This is a genomic window from Streptomyces yongxingensis (assembly GCF_055597465.1).
The window spans coordinates 613,340-628,182 of the sequence record NZ_CM145717.1; the positions used below are offsets into that span (position 1 = coordinate 613,340).

Sequence of the window (14,843 nt, forward strand, 5' to 3'; positions counted from 1 at the left end):
CCTCGCCGCGCTTCACGGCGTGGGGGACGCTCAGCCGTTGGCCGTGTGGGCGCCGGTCATCAGCGCGGCCAGGTCCTCGGGGGCGAGGAACGACGGCGGAGGCGGAGGTCCCCAGGCGTAGAGCGCCTGCATGCCCTCGAAGGAGCGTGGCGTCCACAGTTGGTCGTCGACGATGCAATCCATGTCGGCGTAGTACTCGCTGAAGTTGCCGGCCGGGTCCTTGAGGTACCAGAAGAAGTTCGACCCGATGTGGTGGCGGCCGAGCCCCCACACATGGCGTTCCGGGTGCTCGGTGAGCATGCGCGTGGCGCCCCGGCCCACCTCGTCGACATCCGTCACCTGCCACGAGGTGTGGTGCAGGAAGTTCAGTGGCGCCTGCTGCACCAGGACGTTGTGGTGGTCGGTGGAGCAGCGCATGAACGCGGCCGTGCCGGGGACGACATCGCTGACCTTGAAACCGAGCCCTTCGGTGAAGAACCGCTGGGTCGACTCCTGCTCCACCGAACCGATGACGACGTGGCCCAGGGCCAGGGGCCGGACCGGGTCGGTGCGGGAGAGCACGGGCGCCCGGGTGCCGGCGCGGTCCAGGCGTCCGGGGCCGTTGTACGGGGTAGCCGGAACGGTGACCCGGGTCAGCCGGGGTGCGACACGGACCTCGACCGAGATACCGGCGATGGGTTCCCTGGTGCGCAGGGAGCCGGTGTCGCGTTCGCACGGCAGCTGGAGCCGGTCCAGGTTCGCGGCGATCCGGTCCAGGTCGTCGCCGTCGTCGGCGGCGACCGCCATCCCCAGCAGCCGCCGGACGGGAGAGTACTCGAGGAAGAACTGCTCACCGCCCTCGACGGTGGCGAACCGTCCGGGTGCCACCTGCTCGAGTCCGAAGTCGACGTAGTAGTCGGCCGCCTCGGCCACATCCGGCACTCCGACGGTGAGCGACTGAAGCCTGTGCAAAGCCATGGGGTGTCCTTCTCTCAGGCGGCGACGCAGGTCTGCCGGAGCTGTCCGATGCCCTCGATACGGGTGACGACCTCGTCTCCCGGCCGCAGGTAGCGCTGGGGGGTGCGGGCGTGTCCCACTCCTGAGGGGGTGCCGGTGAAGATCAGGTCGCCCGGCAGCAGCGGGCACACCGCGGACAGCCGTGCGATCAGTTCCGGGACCGGGAAGATCATCGAAGAGGTCCGTGACTTCTGGACGCTCTCCCCGTTGACGAGGCACTCGATCGCCAGGTCGTCCGGATCGGCGAACTCGTCGGCCGTGACCAGCACCGGGCCGGTCGGCGCGAATCCGGGGAAGGACTTGCCGAGGGAAAACTGTGGCACGGGGCCCACGGACTGCACACCGCGCTCGGAGTAGTCCTGCCCCACGGTCAGCCCGGCCACGTAGGACCAGGCGTCCCCGGCGGCAACGCGCTCCGCCCGGCGCCCCATCACCACCACCAGCTCGGCCTCCCAGTCAACGCGGCCGCTGGGAAGCCGCAGCCGCGTGTCGGGGCCGGTCAGGGACGTGGCGAACTTGGTGAAGACCGACGGGGACTCAGGCGCCACCAGGCCGGCCTCCTCGGCGTGGTCGCGGTAGTTCAGCCCGATCGCGAACACCTGCCGCGGCGTCGGCGAGACGCCACCGTCCGGCCCCGCCGGCGCCTGGACACCCACCGCCTCCAGCTCGGCGGCCCAGGACCGGAACGCGTCCCACTCCTCGAACACTGCCAGCGGATCAGCCGGGAACCGGCCCGCACTGGCCTGCTCGACATCGATCACCGCCTCTCCGGTCACCAGGCACATCCGTCCTGCTCTGGTCGTCGTCCGCATAGCGCACTGCCTCCGGTCGTCCTGCTTCTGGATGACTGGAGTCAACGCCCTTCCCTGTCGAGACGTCAATAAAATCTCGAGATTTTTTTGAAATATCTAGGTGCGCTAGAATCTGCGACATGGCGACCACCAGCTCCATGACTCGTGCCGAGGAGATCTACCAGCGGCTGCGCGCGGACATCCTCAACGGACGACACGAACCCGGTTCGCGTCTGCGCGTGGAGGCGCTGAAGGAGAAGTACGGCGCCAGCAGTGGGGTGCTGCGGGAGGCACTGCCCCGGCTGGTCGGTCAAGGTCTGGCGACCTTCGCGCCGCAGCAGGGGTTCCGGGTCGTCACCGTCTCACCCGAGCGCCTGGAGGAGCTGACCGAGGCCCGTGTGTTCATCGAGACCCACCTTGTCCGGGAGTCCGTCACCGCCGGCACCATCGAGTGGGAGTCCGATCTGCTCGCCGCACACCACCATCTCGCCCGCGTGCCCTTCTTCGACGACGCCGGCGAAATCAACGAAGGCTGGCTGAACGCCCACGCCCGCTTCCACCGCGTCCTGCTCGAGGGATGCTCCAACCGGCAACTGCGGGACATCGCCACACAGCTGCGCGAGGCAGCGGAGGTCTACCGCTGCTGGGCCCGCACACCGACCGAGCACAGCAACCGCGATATCGCGGCAGAGCACAAGACCATCTGCGATCGCGCCATCGAACGAGACGTACCGGGCGTCGTCGAGGCGCTCAGCCAGCACATCAACATCACCACGGACCTGCTGCTCAACGACTACGGACGGCGCGAGGAGGAAAGCGAGCAGGGCCGCGGCCCCTCCTCCACGTGAGGGCCGGGCTGGGAGTGCGGCCGAGGCGGCCAGGACACAGCCGCGACCATGAGCGGCCTGTCACCGGTCGCGATGACCGGTGGGGACGGTGAGCCGCATGACCCATCACCGTTTGGCGAATCTTGCGCCGGCGGACGAAGCCGAAGCCCGCGTACAGCCCTTCTGGCCCCGTGTGGAACTAGGCCCCGCGCTGCGCAGTCCGCCCCTGGGACTCCTCGTACGGCTTCGGGGTGGAAGCCCACGCACCAGCGACCGCCCCACACACCGTGGCTCCCCTGGCCGTCGCCCTGCGCGTACGCCGTCGGACGCCTCCGCGCTTGTGCGGGCCGGGCAGCTCGTACAAGCTGCCCGGCTGATTCCACCATCACCTTCACGACGGTGGAGGCTTCGGCAGCCCGTATCACCGCGCGTGTCACCCTCGAGGTCAGCCGCCGACGGGGTACCGGCTGGTGATCGCGACGCGGTTGAAGGCGTTCATCACGGTTGCCAGCCAGGCGATTGCCGAGACCTGGTCTGCGGTGAGCACGGCCGCGGCGGCGTTGAAGTCCTCGTCGCTGACGTGTCCGTCCGGCACGTGTGTGATCGCCTCGGTCAGGCGGAGGGCGGCGCGGTCGGTCTCGGAGAAGTAGCCGGTCTCCTCCCATCCGGGCAGCACGGCGATCCGGTCGGGGTTTTCGCCCTTCTTGAGGGCGTCGCGGGTGTGCATGCGCAGGCAAAACGCGCAGCCGTTGATCTGGGAGGTGCGGATTCTCAACAGCTCGACCAGGAGCGGGTCGAGGCCCGCTGCGGCGGCGGCCTCTTCCACCTCCGACGACAGGGCGATGAGGGCCTTGTAGGCGGCCGGGTGCTGCTTGCCGATGTTGACGCGCTGGGGGTCGGTCATGGTTCCTTTGATCCGTTCGTGTGGTCTGCGCCGCGCCCTTCGGGCGCGTCTTGGTGGCGGGTGGTGTGTGTTTTGGAAGGGACAGAGTTCGTGCAGAGTGTTGCCGCCCGCTGCGTGCTCCGGGCTATGACTTCGGGTCGTCGACCTTGAGCTTGGCTCCGGTGGTGGAGACGAAGACGACCAGGAGCTTGGCCGGCTTGGTCCGGTTGGTGTTCTCGGTGAGGACGTGGTGGGTGCCCGGCCGCTCGACCCAGTTCTCGCCCTGGTGGTAGGTGGTCGCGGGCTTGTCGTCGAGCTTGCTGCGCACGGTGCCTTCGAGGACGTAGGCGTAGACGAACGCCTGGCCGTGCCGGTGCGGCAGCGCGCGTGCGTTGGGCGGGAAGTCGACGACCATCGAGGTGAACGTCTTGCCCTTCACATTCGGGAGGGCCTGCTGGAGCAGGGGCTTGAGGGTTTCGGTGGGGTGCTTCGATGTCACGGCCGCGGTGGGCGTCTTGGCGTGGGCGGGCTGGTCCGAGGCGGTGCAGGCCGTGGCCGCGGTCAGCGTGGCGAGGGCCAGCAGGCCAGCGGCGATCCGCGTTCCGGTCACGATGGGTCTCCTGTTCAGTCTTCCGCGACGCGGATGATCGTCTTGCCCGGGGTGCGGGTGGCGGGGGCGAACGCGGCGGGTGCTTCGGTGAGTGGCCGTACGGCGCCGACGGGCTTGAGCCGGCCGTCCCTCACTCGCGTGGCGAGGTCGGTGAGCCGGGCGCGGTCGGGTTCGACGACGAAGAAGATGGCCCGCCCGTCCTTGGGCTGGACCTTGGGCGGCATGACGATGGTGACCAACGTGCCACCGGCCCGGACCAGGGACGCCGCCCGCGGCACCATGGATCAGGAAGGGGCGACCACCGGGCGGCGACCCAGGTGGTCGCTCAGCGATCCGACCGACGGCAAGGCGCCGAGCAGACCCACGACATACACCGCGAAGATCACCGTCAGCATCATGACCGACAGGGCCCAACGCTCCCGGTACAGCGGGTAGATCGGTGACGGTGGGCTTGCAGCGGCCATCATCACCACTTTGGCGCAGACCTGTCCTGTATGGCGTCCTGATCAGCTCGGCCAGGGAGCGCCGATGATGCGCTCGACCGTGGTGGTGCGGCGGAAGCCGGGAACGAAGTGCTCCAGCACATCCGCATTCACAGTTCCGTTCGTGGTCTCCGGGCGGTACTTCAGTCCGTCGACATAGGCCCGCAAAAACTCGTTCTTGAAGTCGCCCCGCGGATGGACGGCGATGATCTCGTCCACCTGGCCGCGATCCAGCTCGTCCAGACCCAAGCCGAGCACGTCGGTCAGAACCCCGAAATTCGTGATGGCGATCTCCGGGCCCATCCGTCCGGGAATTCCCGGGGTCGTGTGCAGCGCGATCGCCGTCCACACCACGTCGGCGGCCGTGGCCGGGAAACCGCGGTCGAGCATGAACTTACGTGCGTGGTCGGCTCCATCGACCTCGAAGCGCTGCTCTGCGTCGGAAAACGGCGTCAAGAGGCCGGTGTCATGAAACATGGCGGACAGGTAGAGAAGCTCCGGGTCGGGCTCCAAACCGATCCTGCGAGCATGAATGACACCGAAGACGAAAACGCGCCGGGAGTGATGGTAGATGAGGGGGCTGGTCATCATCTGCATGAGACGGGTGGCTTCGGCGACCGCCGCCGTTTCAGGAATCTCTACCCCCGCGATGATCTCGCTCATGACCTCTGCGCCTTCCGATATCAGTGTGCTACGAATGGACGGTGCGTCCGTCTTCCACACTGCCAACCACCCGGCGTCCGGCGCCCCCTCGGTCCGGCCATGAGTCACCCGAATCCGGACAGGCGGGCAGCGGGGGTGTGGGCTCCGCCGTGCACCGGGTCGCGGTCCTCGTCTATGACGGGGTCAAACTCCTGGACGTCGCGGGCCCCGCAGAGGTATTTGCCGAAGCGAACCGGCTCGGCACCGACTACAAGATCGTGCTGGTGTCACCGACCGGTGCCGATGTCACCTCGTCCATCGGGATCCGGATCGCGGTCGACGCCGCCGCCACCACGGAGCCCGCTCCCGACACGTTCCTGGTGGCCGGCGCGGACCTCTACCCGCGCACCCCTGTCCCCCGTGATCTGATCGAGGCCGCGCGCACGCTGGCGATCCGGGCCGACCGGGTCGCGTCCATCTGCACCGGAGCATTCATCCTCGGCGCCGCCGGACTCCTGGACGGCAAGCGTGCGACAACGCACTGGAAGGTCGCCCACGAGCTCGCCGCCCGCTGCCCGGCCAGCCGCGTCGAACCCGACGCGATCTACGTCCGTGACGGCACCACCTACACCTCGGCGGGCGTAACCGCCGGCATCGACCTGGCACTGGCACTCGTCGAGGAGGATCACGACCCCGATCTAACCCGCGACGTCGCCCGCGCCCTAGTGGTCTATTTGCAGCGTTCGGGCGGCCAGTCACAGTTCTCCGCCCCACTGCAAGGACCGCCGCCTCGGTCTCCGGCGCTCCGCAGAATCACCGACTTGATCACGGCGAATCCCGGGGGAAACCATTCACTCGGCGAACTCGCCAAGCATCTCAACGTGAGCCCTCGGCATCTCACCCGACTCTTTCACGACGAGCTGTCCACCACGCCGGCCCGGTACGTGGAGATGATCCGGTTCGACATGGCAAAAGCTCTACTCGACCAGGGGCATACCGCAACGCAGACGGCATCCCTTGCCGGATTCCCGAATTACGAGAGCATGCGGAGAGTTTTCGTGACGAAATTGTCGATCAGCCCCGGCGCCTATCAGCGCCGCTTCAGCACAGCGCGCCGAGCCAACGCGGAGGAGCAGTAAGGCGAGGTCATCACTGCGGGGACACCGATGCGTTCCAGTACAGGCGGTTGCGCTGCCCGGGCGATTTTGCGCCACACGACGGGTCCGGTCCACCGCATCCGCGACACCTCGCGGGACAGCACGGCCTTCCCGGGCGAGCTCAGCGAGTACGTCCACCGCCTGGCCTGCTCACGAGAGCCCGCCCCGCGGGCCGACCTCGACCAGCCCGGCCTCCCCGGCCATCAACCTCCGCACCAGCGGAGCGACGGCACCCGACCGCATCGCCACGACGGAGCTGATCGTCATCCACCGCGACAACCTCATGCGCACCCGCATCGCGGACGCGGCCGGTTGGCCAGTTCGGAGGAGCCCGACGCCGTCCAGCCGGTGAGAACGACGCTCGATGGGGGGGGCGGCGGCGCGGGGATCATGGGCGTCGTGCCGTCGCCGCCGTTTCAGTTGACGCGGTCGGCGAAGCCCTCGGGCAGGTCCTCGGGGCCGACCGCGATGACGCTCTCGTCGTTCTCGCCAACGTGCTCGAACAGGGTGATGCGGGCGAACTCCGGCACGACGTAGATCGGGTAGGTGGGGCCGGCGTCCCGGTAGGCGCGCATCTCGTCCAGGTGCTCGTTCTGGAAGAGCACCGTCCTGGAACCGTCCCGCTCGATCCACTGCGGGAAGAAGATGGTGCCGTGCAGGACGCGCCGGCCGGGCAGCACGTTGACGACGACCGAGGTGCCGGTCGGCTCGTTCCAGGAGATCTTGTAGACCTCGTCGGCGAGTCGCACCAAGTCGACCTCCTGGTCCTTCACCCAGCGTCCGCCGACCATGCCCGAGTGGATGCGGTAGTCGATGGTCGTGGCGTTCTTCACGTACATCTCGTACTGCCAGCCGTTGGCGTAGGTGTAGATGAACCGGTGCCCGGTGATCCCTGACAGGTCCTGCGGCGGAACCGGATTCTCGACGGTGGTCGGGGTGTCGTACCCAGTGGTCATGGCGTTGCTCCTTGCTGTGCTTCGAGCAGCGGCCCCCCGACGTGCGGTTCAGGCCGGTCCGGTTCCGCTGCCTTGAAAACCATTTTGTCACAAAATTGATTTGGAACAAAATTCAGCAGCGGGACTCCATAATGGGGGCATGGGTAACGCGGGTGGAGCGCACAAAACAGACAAAGCGGTGGACGGAAAGGGTGACTGCGGTCCGCCCGAAACGCCGGAAGCAGCCCGGGTCGCTGCCGGACTGAGCGGGCTGCTGGGGCCGCTGCGTCGCGCCGTACTGCGTGCCACCCGCAACGCCGAAGGTCTGCCTGACCTGCCGGAGGCGCAGATCGAGCTGCTGAGGGCGCTGTCCTCGTCGTCCGAGGGCCTCAGCCCCGGCGCGGCGGCCACGCGAGTGAGGGTGGCGTCGTCCACCGTGAGCAACCTGGTCCGGACGATGTCCGCCGCACGGCTGGTGGAACGGGTCCGACCCGAGCACGACCAGCGGACGGTGGTGCTCACCGCGTCGGGGGAAGCCCTGAACCTGCTGGAGCGCTACGACCGGGCCAGCACCGCGGCCCTTACCCGTGTGGTCGAGGAGTTGTCCGAGGCCGACCGGGTGGCGCTGGATAAGGCACTGCCCGCCCTGGACCGGCTGGTCACCGCCCTGGAGACCGCGGAGGGCGCCGGGGGCGACGCGCCCTGAGGTCGCGCCGCCACTCTTCCCGTGTCCTGGCAAGCGCTCTGAGGCTGCCGGCCCCGCGGAGTTGTCCGAGGGCGGTGGCCGTGCGACGGGGGCAGCCAGAGACTTGCGTGGGGCAGCACGGCACGCCGCGTACGCCGCCGGCCAAGCCGGGGCGGTCGCCCGCGTTGCCGCGCACGAGCTCGGCGCGGCCGCCTACGCGATCAAGGCTGCACGTGCAGCGGCGCCGGAAGGTCGCAGCGAGGCCGCAGGGCGGCTCGAGTGCCAGGGGCAGCGTGATCAGCTCCCGGAGGCAATCCGCGAGCTCGTACTTGATGACCAGAGGTTGCGCAACGACATCTGCTGGTCGGTCTTCGACTGACTCCACCGCCGCATCGCCTGCGGCTTTCCGGAGGGCACGATGGTCCTCTCGGTGGACGAGAAGTCCCAGATCCAGGCACTGGACGACCGGCCAGCTCAACTCCCGCGCCCGCCCTGGATCTGGGGAATCTCCGGCGCAGGACACTAGGTGAGGGCCGCTTGCCAGGAGGTGCCGTTGCTGGTGGCGTCGCCTTGCAGGCGGTCGCGGGCGGCGGTGTCGCCGTACAGGCTCCAGCGGAACCAGTCCAGGAAGGTGTTCTTGGTCTGGGCGTAATACCGGTAGTCCGGGGTCAGGTACTGGCCGTGGTCCGCCCCGACGTGAGTGAGGAACGCCTTGGGCGAGGGGAGCTCCGCGTATGCGGCGCGCGCCGAGTTGTAGTCGCAGGTCGGGTCGTGGTCACCGTGGATGAACAGCACCTTGGCGTGGAGGCCGGCGGGGTTGCCCATGTCCACGCAGGCGACCGGGACGGCGGCGACGATGCGGTTGTCCGGCCAGGCGGTGAGCAGGCCGTGGGTGGTCATCCCGCCCATCGAGTGACCGGACACACCGACACCGGCGCGGGTGTCGATGTGTCCGGCGAACGGGTCGCCCGCGGTGTTGTTGAGCGCCAGGGTCCGGGTGAGGACCTCGGAGACGTCCTTCGACCAGTTGCCGTTGTAGACGCTGCCGATGTTGGTGTTGTCGGAGAACGAGGGGGCGGGGCAGATGAAGCCCGCGGAAGCCAGATCGTGGGTCTGGGAGGAGTAGCAGTCGGAGTTGCACCCCATGCCGTGGCTCCATTCGGCGATGGGGAAGGTGCCGTTGGCGATGGGCGCGTTCGGGATGGGGTTGCCGCCGGCGTTGCCGGCGGCCGGATAGAAGATCTTCGTGGTCAGTTGGCGGTTGCCGCGCGACCAGTTGAACTGGCGCACGCCGATGGCGAACTGCGCGGTGGGGGCCTGCCGCGGTGAGGCCATCCGGGGTGACAGGGTGCCGGCGGCCGCGCTGCCGCCGAGCAGGGACGTGCCCACGCCCGTGGCCGCGGCCACGCCGAGGCCCAGTAAGGTACGCCGTCGCATCGACATCGATGACTCCTTGTTGTTGTAGGGGTGAGCGGGCCACACAGGCGCGGTGCACCAGCGTGAGGGAATCCCGCGGAGGTTGCTCAGGGGGCCGGGCGCTCTGTTCCGTCCCTGACCCCATGAGGCCGGGGCCGGGGCCGGGGCCGGGGCGCTCAGCAGCTGTTGTTGGTCTGGGCGAGCAGGCCGAGGCGGCAGGGGAGCTGGGAGCAGTCGCCGCCGGACTTGGGGTCCCTGCCCTGGTAGAGGAACTGCGGGCCGACTGCGGCGGTGGGCGCTGCGGGGCCGGCCGGAGGTCCGCCACCGAATGTCGCCTGTGTCCTCGGTAACCAGCACGGCGGCAACGCATGGGGCCTTACCGGTACGGATGGTGCGAGTACTGTCGTGGGCGATCTGGAGGAACGGCATCGTGAGCGGGTCCAGTTCACCAGGGGTTCGAAATATCGAGCAACGATCGACAAGCCGAACAGGAAGCAACGGCAAATGCCCCCAACGGGCGTCAGTCCGGCGGTGGAACGGCCGCCACCGTCGGAGGCGCGACCCCAGCGACAGGACGAAGCGGTCGCCGTCCAGGGTGGTGATGGTCGCGGTGCGGCCGGCCCGGCATGGTCGCGCCCGAGACGGTATGGAAGACGCGCCTGTTGATCGTCATGACATGACCTTCCGGCGGCATGTGCGGAGGCGGGGAGCGCGGGCGCGGGACGGGCAGCAGGGCGCGCCGATACATCCCATGTCTCTCTAGGGGTCCCATGGGATCTTGGGGGCTGTCAAGAGGCTTGACGTCGAACGACGCGAGGGGCTGCTGCCGAACTCGGGACGGCAGTCCTGCGGCATGGATGGCAGGGGAGGCCAAACATCACATGTCGCCGACGATTCCTCCCGCAGGAACACCTCCGGACTGCGGTTTTCATCGCGGTCTCCACGCCGGTCCGGTGTGCGGTATTGACAGCCTCCAGGGCTCCCCTATCATCCATCCCTGTCCGATGCTTCGACAGCAGTCCGAGATATCGAACCACCGATTCCCGCACCCCACGCCATCCAGCGGGCGGGTCGCGCCGCGCGGTATGTCATGTTCATGATCATCACCAGGAGGAGCCGGTGCAGTCTTCGTTGGTTTCCGTGCCGGGCGGGGCGTCCCGCGGACGCCGTTCACCCACCGCCTTGGCCACGGGCTCGGCGCTGATGTTGATTGCGGTACTGGTGGCGGTGTTCGGCCGACCGGGACCGGCGTCCGCCGCCGGCACCGGCCCCTGTGACATCTACGCGTCGGGCGGCACGCCTTGTGTGGCCGCGCACAGCACGGTGCGGGCGCTCTACGGCTCGTACGCCGGCAAGCTGTACCAGGTCAGGCGCTCGTCCGACAACGCGACCCGGGACATCGGCGCCCTGACGGCAGGCGGCGTCGCCAACTCCGCCGCCCAGGACTCGTTCTGCGCGGGTACCTCATGCGTCATCACCTGGGTCTACGACCAGTCCAGGCACGGCAACAACCTGGGCTACCAGGGGCCGGGCGGAGTCGGTGGCTCCGACACCGCCGCGAACGCGACGAGTGAATCGCTGACGGTCGGGGGCAACAGGGCCTACTCGCTGTACATCAATCCCAGGAACAGCTACTGGCGTGACGGCCACACGACGGGCGTCCCCACCGGCAGCGCGCCTGAGGGCATGTACATGGTGACGAGTGGCACGCACGTCAACGGCGGCTGCTGCTTCGACTACGGCAACAGCGAGACCACCCGCAAGGCCGACGGCCCCGGGGCCATGGACGCGATCAACTTCAGCACGCAGTGCTGGTTCGGCGGATGCTCCGGGAACGGCCCATGGGTCCAGGCAGACCTCGAATGGGGTCTGTACTCCGGGGGCAGCCAGTCCTGGAACCCGAACCAGAGGGCCTTCACCAGCAAGTTCGTCACCGCGACACTGAAGAACAACGGGACGAGCCGGTTCGCGATCAAGGGCAGCAACGCGCAGTCCGGGAGCCTGACCACGCTGTACGCCGGCTCCCTCCCCAGTGGCTACAACCCCATGAAGAAGCAGGGGGCCATCATTCTGGGCAGCGGCGGTGACTGCTGCAACGGCAACACCAACCTCAGCGCCGGAACGTTCTACGAGGGAGCCATGGTCTCCGGCTACCCCTCCGACCAGACGGAGAACGCCGTGCAGGCCAATATCACCGCGGCCGGCTACCGCTGAACGGGGCGCTTCCCGTTCCCGATGACCGCTGCCCCCCATCCGAGAAGGAGTCATCTCGTGTGGAAACCATGCGGACGACTACTCCGCTTCCTCACGGCCGCCGCGCTGATCGGCACCGTCTTCACCACGGCCTCGGTCCACTCGAGTGCCCAGGCGGCCCCGGGCAGTCCGGCGCTCACCCCGCCGCTGGGCTGGAACAGCTGGAACAGCTTCGGGTGCGGGGTCACCGAGGCACAGGTCCGTCAGGCGGCCGACGCGATGGTCTCCTCGGGCATGCGGGACGCCGGTTACCGATACGTGGTGGTCGACGACTGCTGGTTCGACCCGCAACGCGACACCGCGGGCAACTTGCGGGCCAACCCGACAAAATTCCCGAGCGGGATGAAGGCGCTCGGGGACTACATCCACGGGAAGGGCCTGAAGTTCGGCATCTACCAGGTGCCCAACGAGCGCACGTGCGCGCAGGGCGGGGGCAGTTACCCGGGGTCCACCGGCAGCAAGGGTCATGAGACCCAGGACGCTCGCACGTTCGCCTCGTGGGGTGTGGACTACCTCAAGTACGACTGGTGCTCCTCCGCCGGCACCCGGGACGAGCAGGTCGCGCGGTTCACGCTCATGCGCGACGCACTGCGCGCGACCGGGCGCCCGATCGTCTACAGCATCAACCCGAACAGCTACCACGCCATCACCGGCGACACATACAACTGGGGCGAGGTCGCCGACCTGTGGCGGACGACCGAGGACCTGCTCGACATCTGGCAGAACGGCAACACCAACAGCTATCCGATGGGCGTGGGCAACGTCGTGGACGTCACCGCGCCGCTGGCCGCGCAGTCGGGTCCGGGCCACTGGAACGACCCCGACATGCTCGTCGTCGGCCGCCCCGGGCTGTCGCTGACCGAGTCCCGCTCCCACTTCGCCCTGTGGGCGCTGATGGCCGCGCCGCTCATGGCGGGCAACGACATCCGCACCATGTCAGCCGATGTGAGCGCGGTCCTGCGCAACCCGCGCCTGCTGGCGGTGAACCAGGACCCGCTGGGCGCGGGCGGGCGCAGGGTGCGCGACGACGGCGACACCGAGGTGTTCGCCAAGCCCCTGTCCGACGGCTCGGTCGCCGTGGGCCTGTTCAACCGGGGGAACAGCACGGCGACCGTCACCGCCACGGCGGCCCAGATCGGTCGGTCCGGCGGGTCGTTCACCCTCACCGACCTGTGGACCGGCGGCACATCGAGCACTTCCGGGCAGGTCTCGGCGAGTGTGCCCGCACACGGCGTCGCCGCGTTCCGGGTGACCGGCGGCACTCCGCTGGCCGCCACCACGTCCCGGCTGCGCGGTGACGGTTCCGGCCGTTGTCTGGACGTGGAGAACGCCTCGACCGCGGCCGGGGCGAGGGTGCTGATCCGGGACTGCCACACGGCCGCCGGCCAGCTGTGGACCACCTGGGCCGGCGGCGAGATACGCGTCTTCGGCGACAAGTGCCTGGACGCTTACGACCAGGGCACCGCCAACGGCACACGCATCATCACCTGGCCCTGCAACGGACAGGACAACCAGAAATGGACACTCGACGCGAACGGTTCGATCCGCAACGTCCACGCCGGCCTGTGCCTGGACGTGGACCAAGCCGGGACCGCCAACGGAACCCCGCTGATCCTGTGGACCTGCAACGGTCAGGGCAACCAGAGGTGGACCCGCGCATGAGGAGGCGACCACGACCCACTCGTACGAGACTCACGCGAGCGGTCGCCTGGGCGGCGAGTCTCCTGCTGGCCTTCGTCCTCGTGCCCGCCGCGGTGCATCCCACGGAGGCCAGGGCGGACAACCCGATCGTGCAGCACATCTACACCGCCGACCCCGCGCCCTTGGTCCATGACGGCCGTGTCTACCTCTACACCGGGCACGACGAGGACAACTCGACCAACTACACCATGAAAGAGTGGCGGGTGTGGTCCTCCGCCGACATGGTCAACTGGACCGACCACGGCTCCCCGCTCAGTGTGGCCTCCTTCAGCTGGGCGTCCGCCAACGCCTGGGCGGGCCAAGTGGTCAATCGCAACGGAAAGTTCTACTGGTACGTGCCGACAACGGAGCGCGCGACCGGCCGCATGGCCATCGGCGTGGCGGTGTCGGACAGCCCGACCGGACCGTTCCGCGACGCCCTCGGCCACCCGCTGGTGGGAAACGGCGAGATCGACCCGACCGTCTTCATCGACGACGACGGACAGGCGTATCTGTACTGGGGCAACCCGAACCTCTGGTACGTCAAACTGAACGCCGACATGATTTCCTACTCCGGCAGCCCGGCCAAGATCCCGCTCACCACGGCGGGCTTCGGCACTCGCACCGGTGATCCCAACCGGCCCACGCTGTTCGAGGAAGGGCCCTGGGTCTACAAGCGAGGCGGTCTGTACTACATCGTGTACGCCGCCAAGTGCTGCTCGGAGTTCATCGCCTACTCCACCGCCCCCGGCCCGACCGGACCGTGGACCTACCGCGGAACGATCATGCCCACACAGGGCGCCAGCTTCACCAACCACCCGGGCATCGTCGACTTCAAAGGCAATTCATATTTCTTCTACCACAACGGCGCGCTTCCGGGCGGGAGCGGCTACACCCGCTCGGTCGGCGTGGAGAAGTTCTCCTACCAGCCCGACGGCACCATCCCGACGATCAACATGACCAGTACGGGGGCACCCCAGGTCGGCACACTCGATCCGTACATCCGTCAGGAGGCCGAAACGATCGCCTGGGAATCCGGGATCGAGACCGAGCCGTCCAGTGAGGGAGGCATGAACGTCGGATACACCGAGAACGGCGACTACATCAAGGTCAAGGGTGTCGCTTTCGGCGCGGGTCCGTCCTCCTTCACCGCACGCGTGGCCTCGGCGACCGGCGGCAGCGCCATCGAACTGCGTCTGGGCGGCCCCAACGGAACGGTCGTGGGCCGGTGCGGCGTGCCGAACACCGGCGGCTGGCAGACCTGGACGACGGTGTCCTGCCCGGTCAGCGGCGCCACGGGCACGCAGGACCTGTATCTGCGGTTCGCGGGCGGCAGCGGCTACCTGGTCAACGCGGACTGGTGGCGGTTCACCGCCGGCGCCACCGCTGCCATGCCGGGGCAGCCAGGCGGGTGATGGCCGACGGGCTGGTGGGGCCCGCCGCGCGACTGCCCCGTCGTGGTGGCGGTGAGCGTGCGGGCCCCGCC

The 14,843-nt window shown here is 68.5% G+C and carries 14 protein-coding genes and 2 pseudogenes; 7 read left to right on the forward strand and 9 right to left on the reverse strand.

From position 1 onward, the window contains the following. Nucleotides 1-30 precede the first annotated feature (30 nt). Nucleotides 31-957 carry a VOC family protein gene (locus ACZ6TD_RS02715; protein WP_471349825.1) on the reverse strand — a complete coding sequence of 309 codons (927 nt, stop codon included), beginning with the start codon at nucleotides 955-957 and terminating at the stop codon, nucleotides 31-33. A gap of 14 nt (nucleotides 958-971) precedes the next feature. Then, nucleotides 972-1,808 carry a fumarylacetoacetate hydrolase family protein gene (locus ACZ6TD_RS02720; protein WP_471349828.1) on the reverse strand — a complete coding sequence of 279 codons (837 nt, stop codon included), beginning with the start codon at nucleotides 1,806-1,808 and terminating at the stop codon, nucleotides 972-974. Between the two features lie 119 nt (nucleotides 1,809-1,927). Here ACZ6TD_RS02720 and ACZ6TD_RS02725 point away from each other — a divergent pair, with 119 nt between their 5' ends. Then, nucleotides 1,928-2,635 carry a GntR family transcriptional regulator gene (locus ACZ6TD_RS02725; RefSeq protein ID WP_471349831.1) on the forward strand — a complete coding sequence of 236 codons (708 nt, stop codon included), beginning with the start codon at nucleotides 1,928-1,930 and terminating at the stop codon, nucleotides 2,633-2,635. Nucleotides 2,636-3,059: 424 nt separating this feature from the next. Here ACZ6TD_RS02725 and ACZ6TD_RS02730 read toward each other — a convergent pair whose 3' ends face one another. The 5 genes and pseudogenes from ACZ6TD_RS02730 to ACZ6TD_RS02750 all read right to left on the reverse strand — a co-directional run bounded on the left by ACZ6TD_RS02730 (nucleotide 3,060) and on the right by ACZ6TD_RS02750 (nucleotide 5,252). Then, nucleotides 3,060-3,518: a carboxymuconolactone decarboxylase family protein gene (locus ACZ6TD_RS02730; protein ID WP_471349833.1), complete on the reverse strand. Its 459-nt coding sequence runs from the start codon at nucleotides 3,516-3,518 to the stop codon at nucleotides 3,060-3,062. 124 nt (nucleotides 3,519-3,642) lie between these two features. Continuing rightward, the gene (locus ACZ6TD_RS02735) at nucleotides 3,643-4,107 is read right to left on the reverse strand and encodes a cupin domain-containing protein (RefSeq protein ID WP_471349836.1); all 465 of its coding nucleotides are present in this window, start codon (nucleotides 4,105-4,107) and stop codon (nucleotides 3,643-3,645) included. A gap of 14 nt (nucleotides 4,108-4,121) precedes the next feature. Continuing rightward, nucleotides 4,122-4,373: pseudogene (locus ACZ6TD_RS02740) on the reverse strand (NADP-dependent oxidoreductase); the annotation flags it as partial. A gap of 18 nt (nucleotides 4,374-4,391) precedes the next feature. Beyond that, nucleotides 4,392-4,580, reverse strand: coding sequence for a hypothetical protein (locus tag ACZ6TD_RS02745; protein WP_471349838.1), 189 nt, complete (start codon nucleotides 4,578-4,580; stop codon nucleotides 4,392-4,394). Between the two features lie 33 nt (nucleotides 4,581-4,613). Next, entirely contained in the window at nucleotides 4,614-5,252 is a 639-nt protein-coding gene (locus tag ACZ6TD_RS02750; RefSeq protein ID WP_471349841.1) for an HD domain-containing protein, read from the reverse strand. Between the two features lie 137 nt (nucleotides 5,253-5,389). On the opposite strand from ACZ6TD_RS02750, the gene ACZ6TD_RS02755 reads away from it, so the two are divergent. Then, the gene (locus ACZ6TD_RS02755) at nucleotides 5,390-6,370 is read left to right on the forward strand and encodes a GlxA family transcriptional regulator (RefSeq protein ID WP_471349842.1); all 981 of its coding nucleotides are present in this window, start codon (nucleotides 5,390-5,392) and stop codon (nucleotides 6,368-6,370) included. A 434-nt stretch (nucleotides 6,371-6,804) separates the two neighbouring features. Here the strand turns inward: ACZ6TD_RS02755 and ACZ6TD_RS02760 are convergent, their stop codons facing one another. Continuing rightward, nucleotides 6,805-7,344: a phenolic acid decarboxylase gene (locus ACZ6TD_RS02760; protein WP_471349844.1), complete on the reverse strand. Its 540-nt coding sequence runs from the start codon at nucleotides 7,342-7,344 to the stop codon at nucleotides 6,805-6,807. A 178-nt stretch (nucleotides 7,345-7,522) separates the two neighbouring features. Here ACZ6TD_RS02760 and ACZ6TD_RS02765 point away from each other — a divergent pair, with 178 nt between their 5' ends. Further along, complete coding sequence (locus ACZ6TD_RS02765; RefSeq protein WP_471349848.1) at nucleotides 7,523-8,029, forward strand: MarR family winged helix-turn-helix transcriptional regulator; 507 nt, start codon at nucleotides 7,523-7,525, stop codon at nucleotides 8,027-8,029. A 73-nt stretch (nucleotides 8,030-8,102) separates the two neighbouring features. Then, a pseudogene (locus ACZ6TD_RS02770) lies at nucleotides 8,103-8,387 on the forward strand (putative immunity protein); the annotation flags it as partial. Nucleotides 8,388-8,530: 143 nt separating this feature from the next. Here ACZ6TD_RS02770 and ACZ6TD_RS02775 read toward each other — a convergent pair. After that, nucleotides 8,531-9,445 (reverse strand): alpha/beta hydrolase family protein, encoded by a 915-nt coding sequence (locus ACZ6TD_RS02775; protein ID WP_471349851.1) that lies wholly within the window; start codon nucleotides 9,443-9,445, stop codon nucleotides 8,531-8,533. Between the two features lie 972 nt (nucleotides 9,446-10,417). Between ACZ6TD_RS02775 and ACZ6TD_RS02780 the strand changes: the two genes are divergently transcribed. The 3 genes from ACZ6TD_RS02780 to ACZ6TD_RS02790 are packed head-to-tail and all read left to right on the forward strand — an operon-like array spanning nucleotide 10,418 to nucleotide 14,772. Beyond that, complete coding sequence (locus ACZ6TD_RS02780) at nucleotides 10,418-11,638, forward strand: arabinofuranosidase catalytic domain-containing protein (protein WP_471358780.1); 1,221 nt, start codon at nucleotides 10,418-10,420, stop codon at nucleotides 11,636-11,638. Between the two features lie 57 nt (nucleotides 11,639-11,695). After that, nucleotides 11,696-13,339, forward strand: coding sequence for a glycoside hydrolase family 27 protein (locus ACZ6TD_RS02785; protein WP_471349854.1), 1,644 nt, complete (start codon nucleotides 11,696-11,698; stop codon nucleotides 13,337-13,339). After that, nucleotides 13,336-14,772, forward strand: a complete 1,437-nt coding sequence (locus tag ACZ6TD_RS02790; RefSeq protein ID WP_471349856.1) for a glycoside hydrolase family 43 protein — start codon at nucleotides 13,336-13,338, stop codon at nucleotides 14,770-14,772. Before ACZ6TD_RS02785 ends, ACZ6TD_RS02790 begins: the two co-directional genes overlap by 4 nt. Nucleotides 14,773-14,843: the final 71 nt, after the last annotated feature.

What these genes read in the sequence shown, in the direction of transcription:
- ACZ6TD_RS02715 (WP_471349825.1), bottom strand. Translation starts at nt 957, where the DNA reads ATGGCTTTGCACAGGCTTCAGTCGCTCACCGTCGGAGTGCCGGATGTG.
- ACZ6TD_RS02720 (WP_471349828.1), bottom strand. Translation starts at nt 1,808, where the DNA reads ATGCGGACGACGACCAGAGCAGGACGGATGTGCCTGGTGACCGGAGAG.
- ACZ6TD_RS02725 (WP_471349831.1), top strand. Translation starts at nt 1,928, where the DNA reads ATGGCGACCACCAGCTCCATGACTCGTGCCGAGGAGATCTACCAGCGG.
- ACZ6TD_RS02730 (WP_471349833.1), bottom strand. Translation starts at nt 3,518, where the DNA reads ATGACCGACCCCCAGCGCGTCAACATCGGCAAGCAGCACCCGGCCGCC.
- ACZ6TD_RS02750 (WP_471349841.1), bottom strand. Translation starts at nt 5,252, where the DNA reads ATGAGCGAGATCATCGCGGGGGTAGAGATTCCTGAAACGGCGGCGGTC.
- ACZ6TD_RS02760 (WP_471349844.1), bottom strand. Translation starts at nt 7,344, where the DNA reads ATGACCACTGGGTACGACACCCCGACCACCGTCGAGAATCCGGTTCCG.
- ACZ6TD_RS02775 (WP_471349851.1), bottom strand. Translation starts at nt 9,445, where the DNA reads ATGCGACGGCGTACCTTACTGGGCCTCGGCGTGGCCGCGGCCACGGGC.
- ACZ6TD_RS02790 (WP_471349856.1), top strand. Translation starts at nt 13,336, where the DNA reads ATGAGGAGGCGACCACGACCCACTCGTACGAGACTCACGCGAGCGGTC.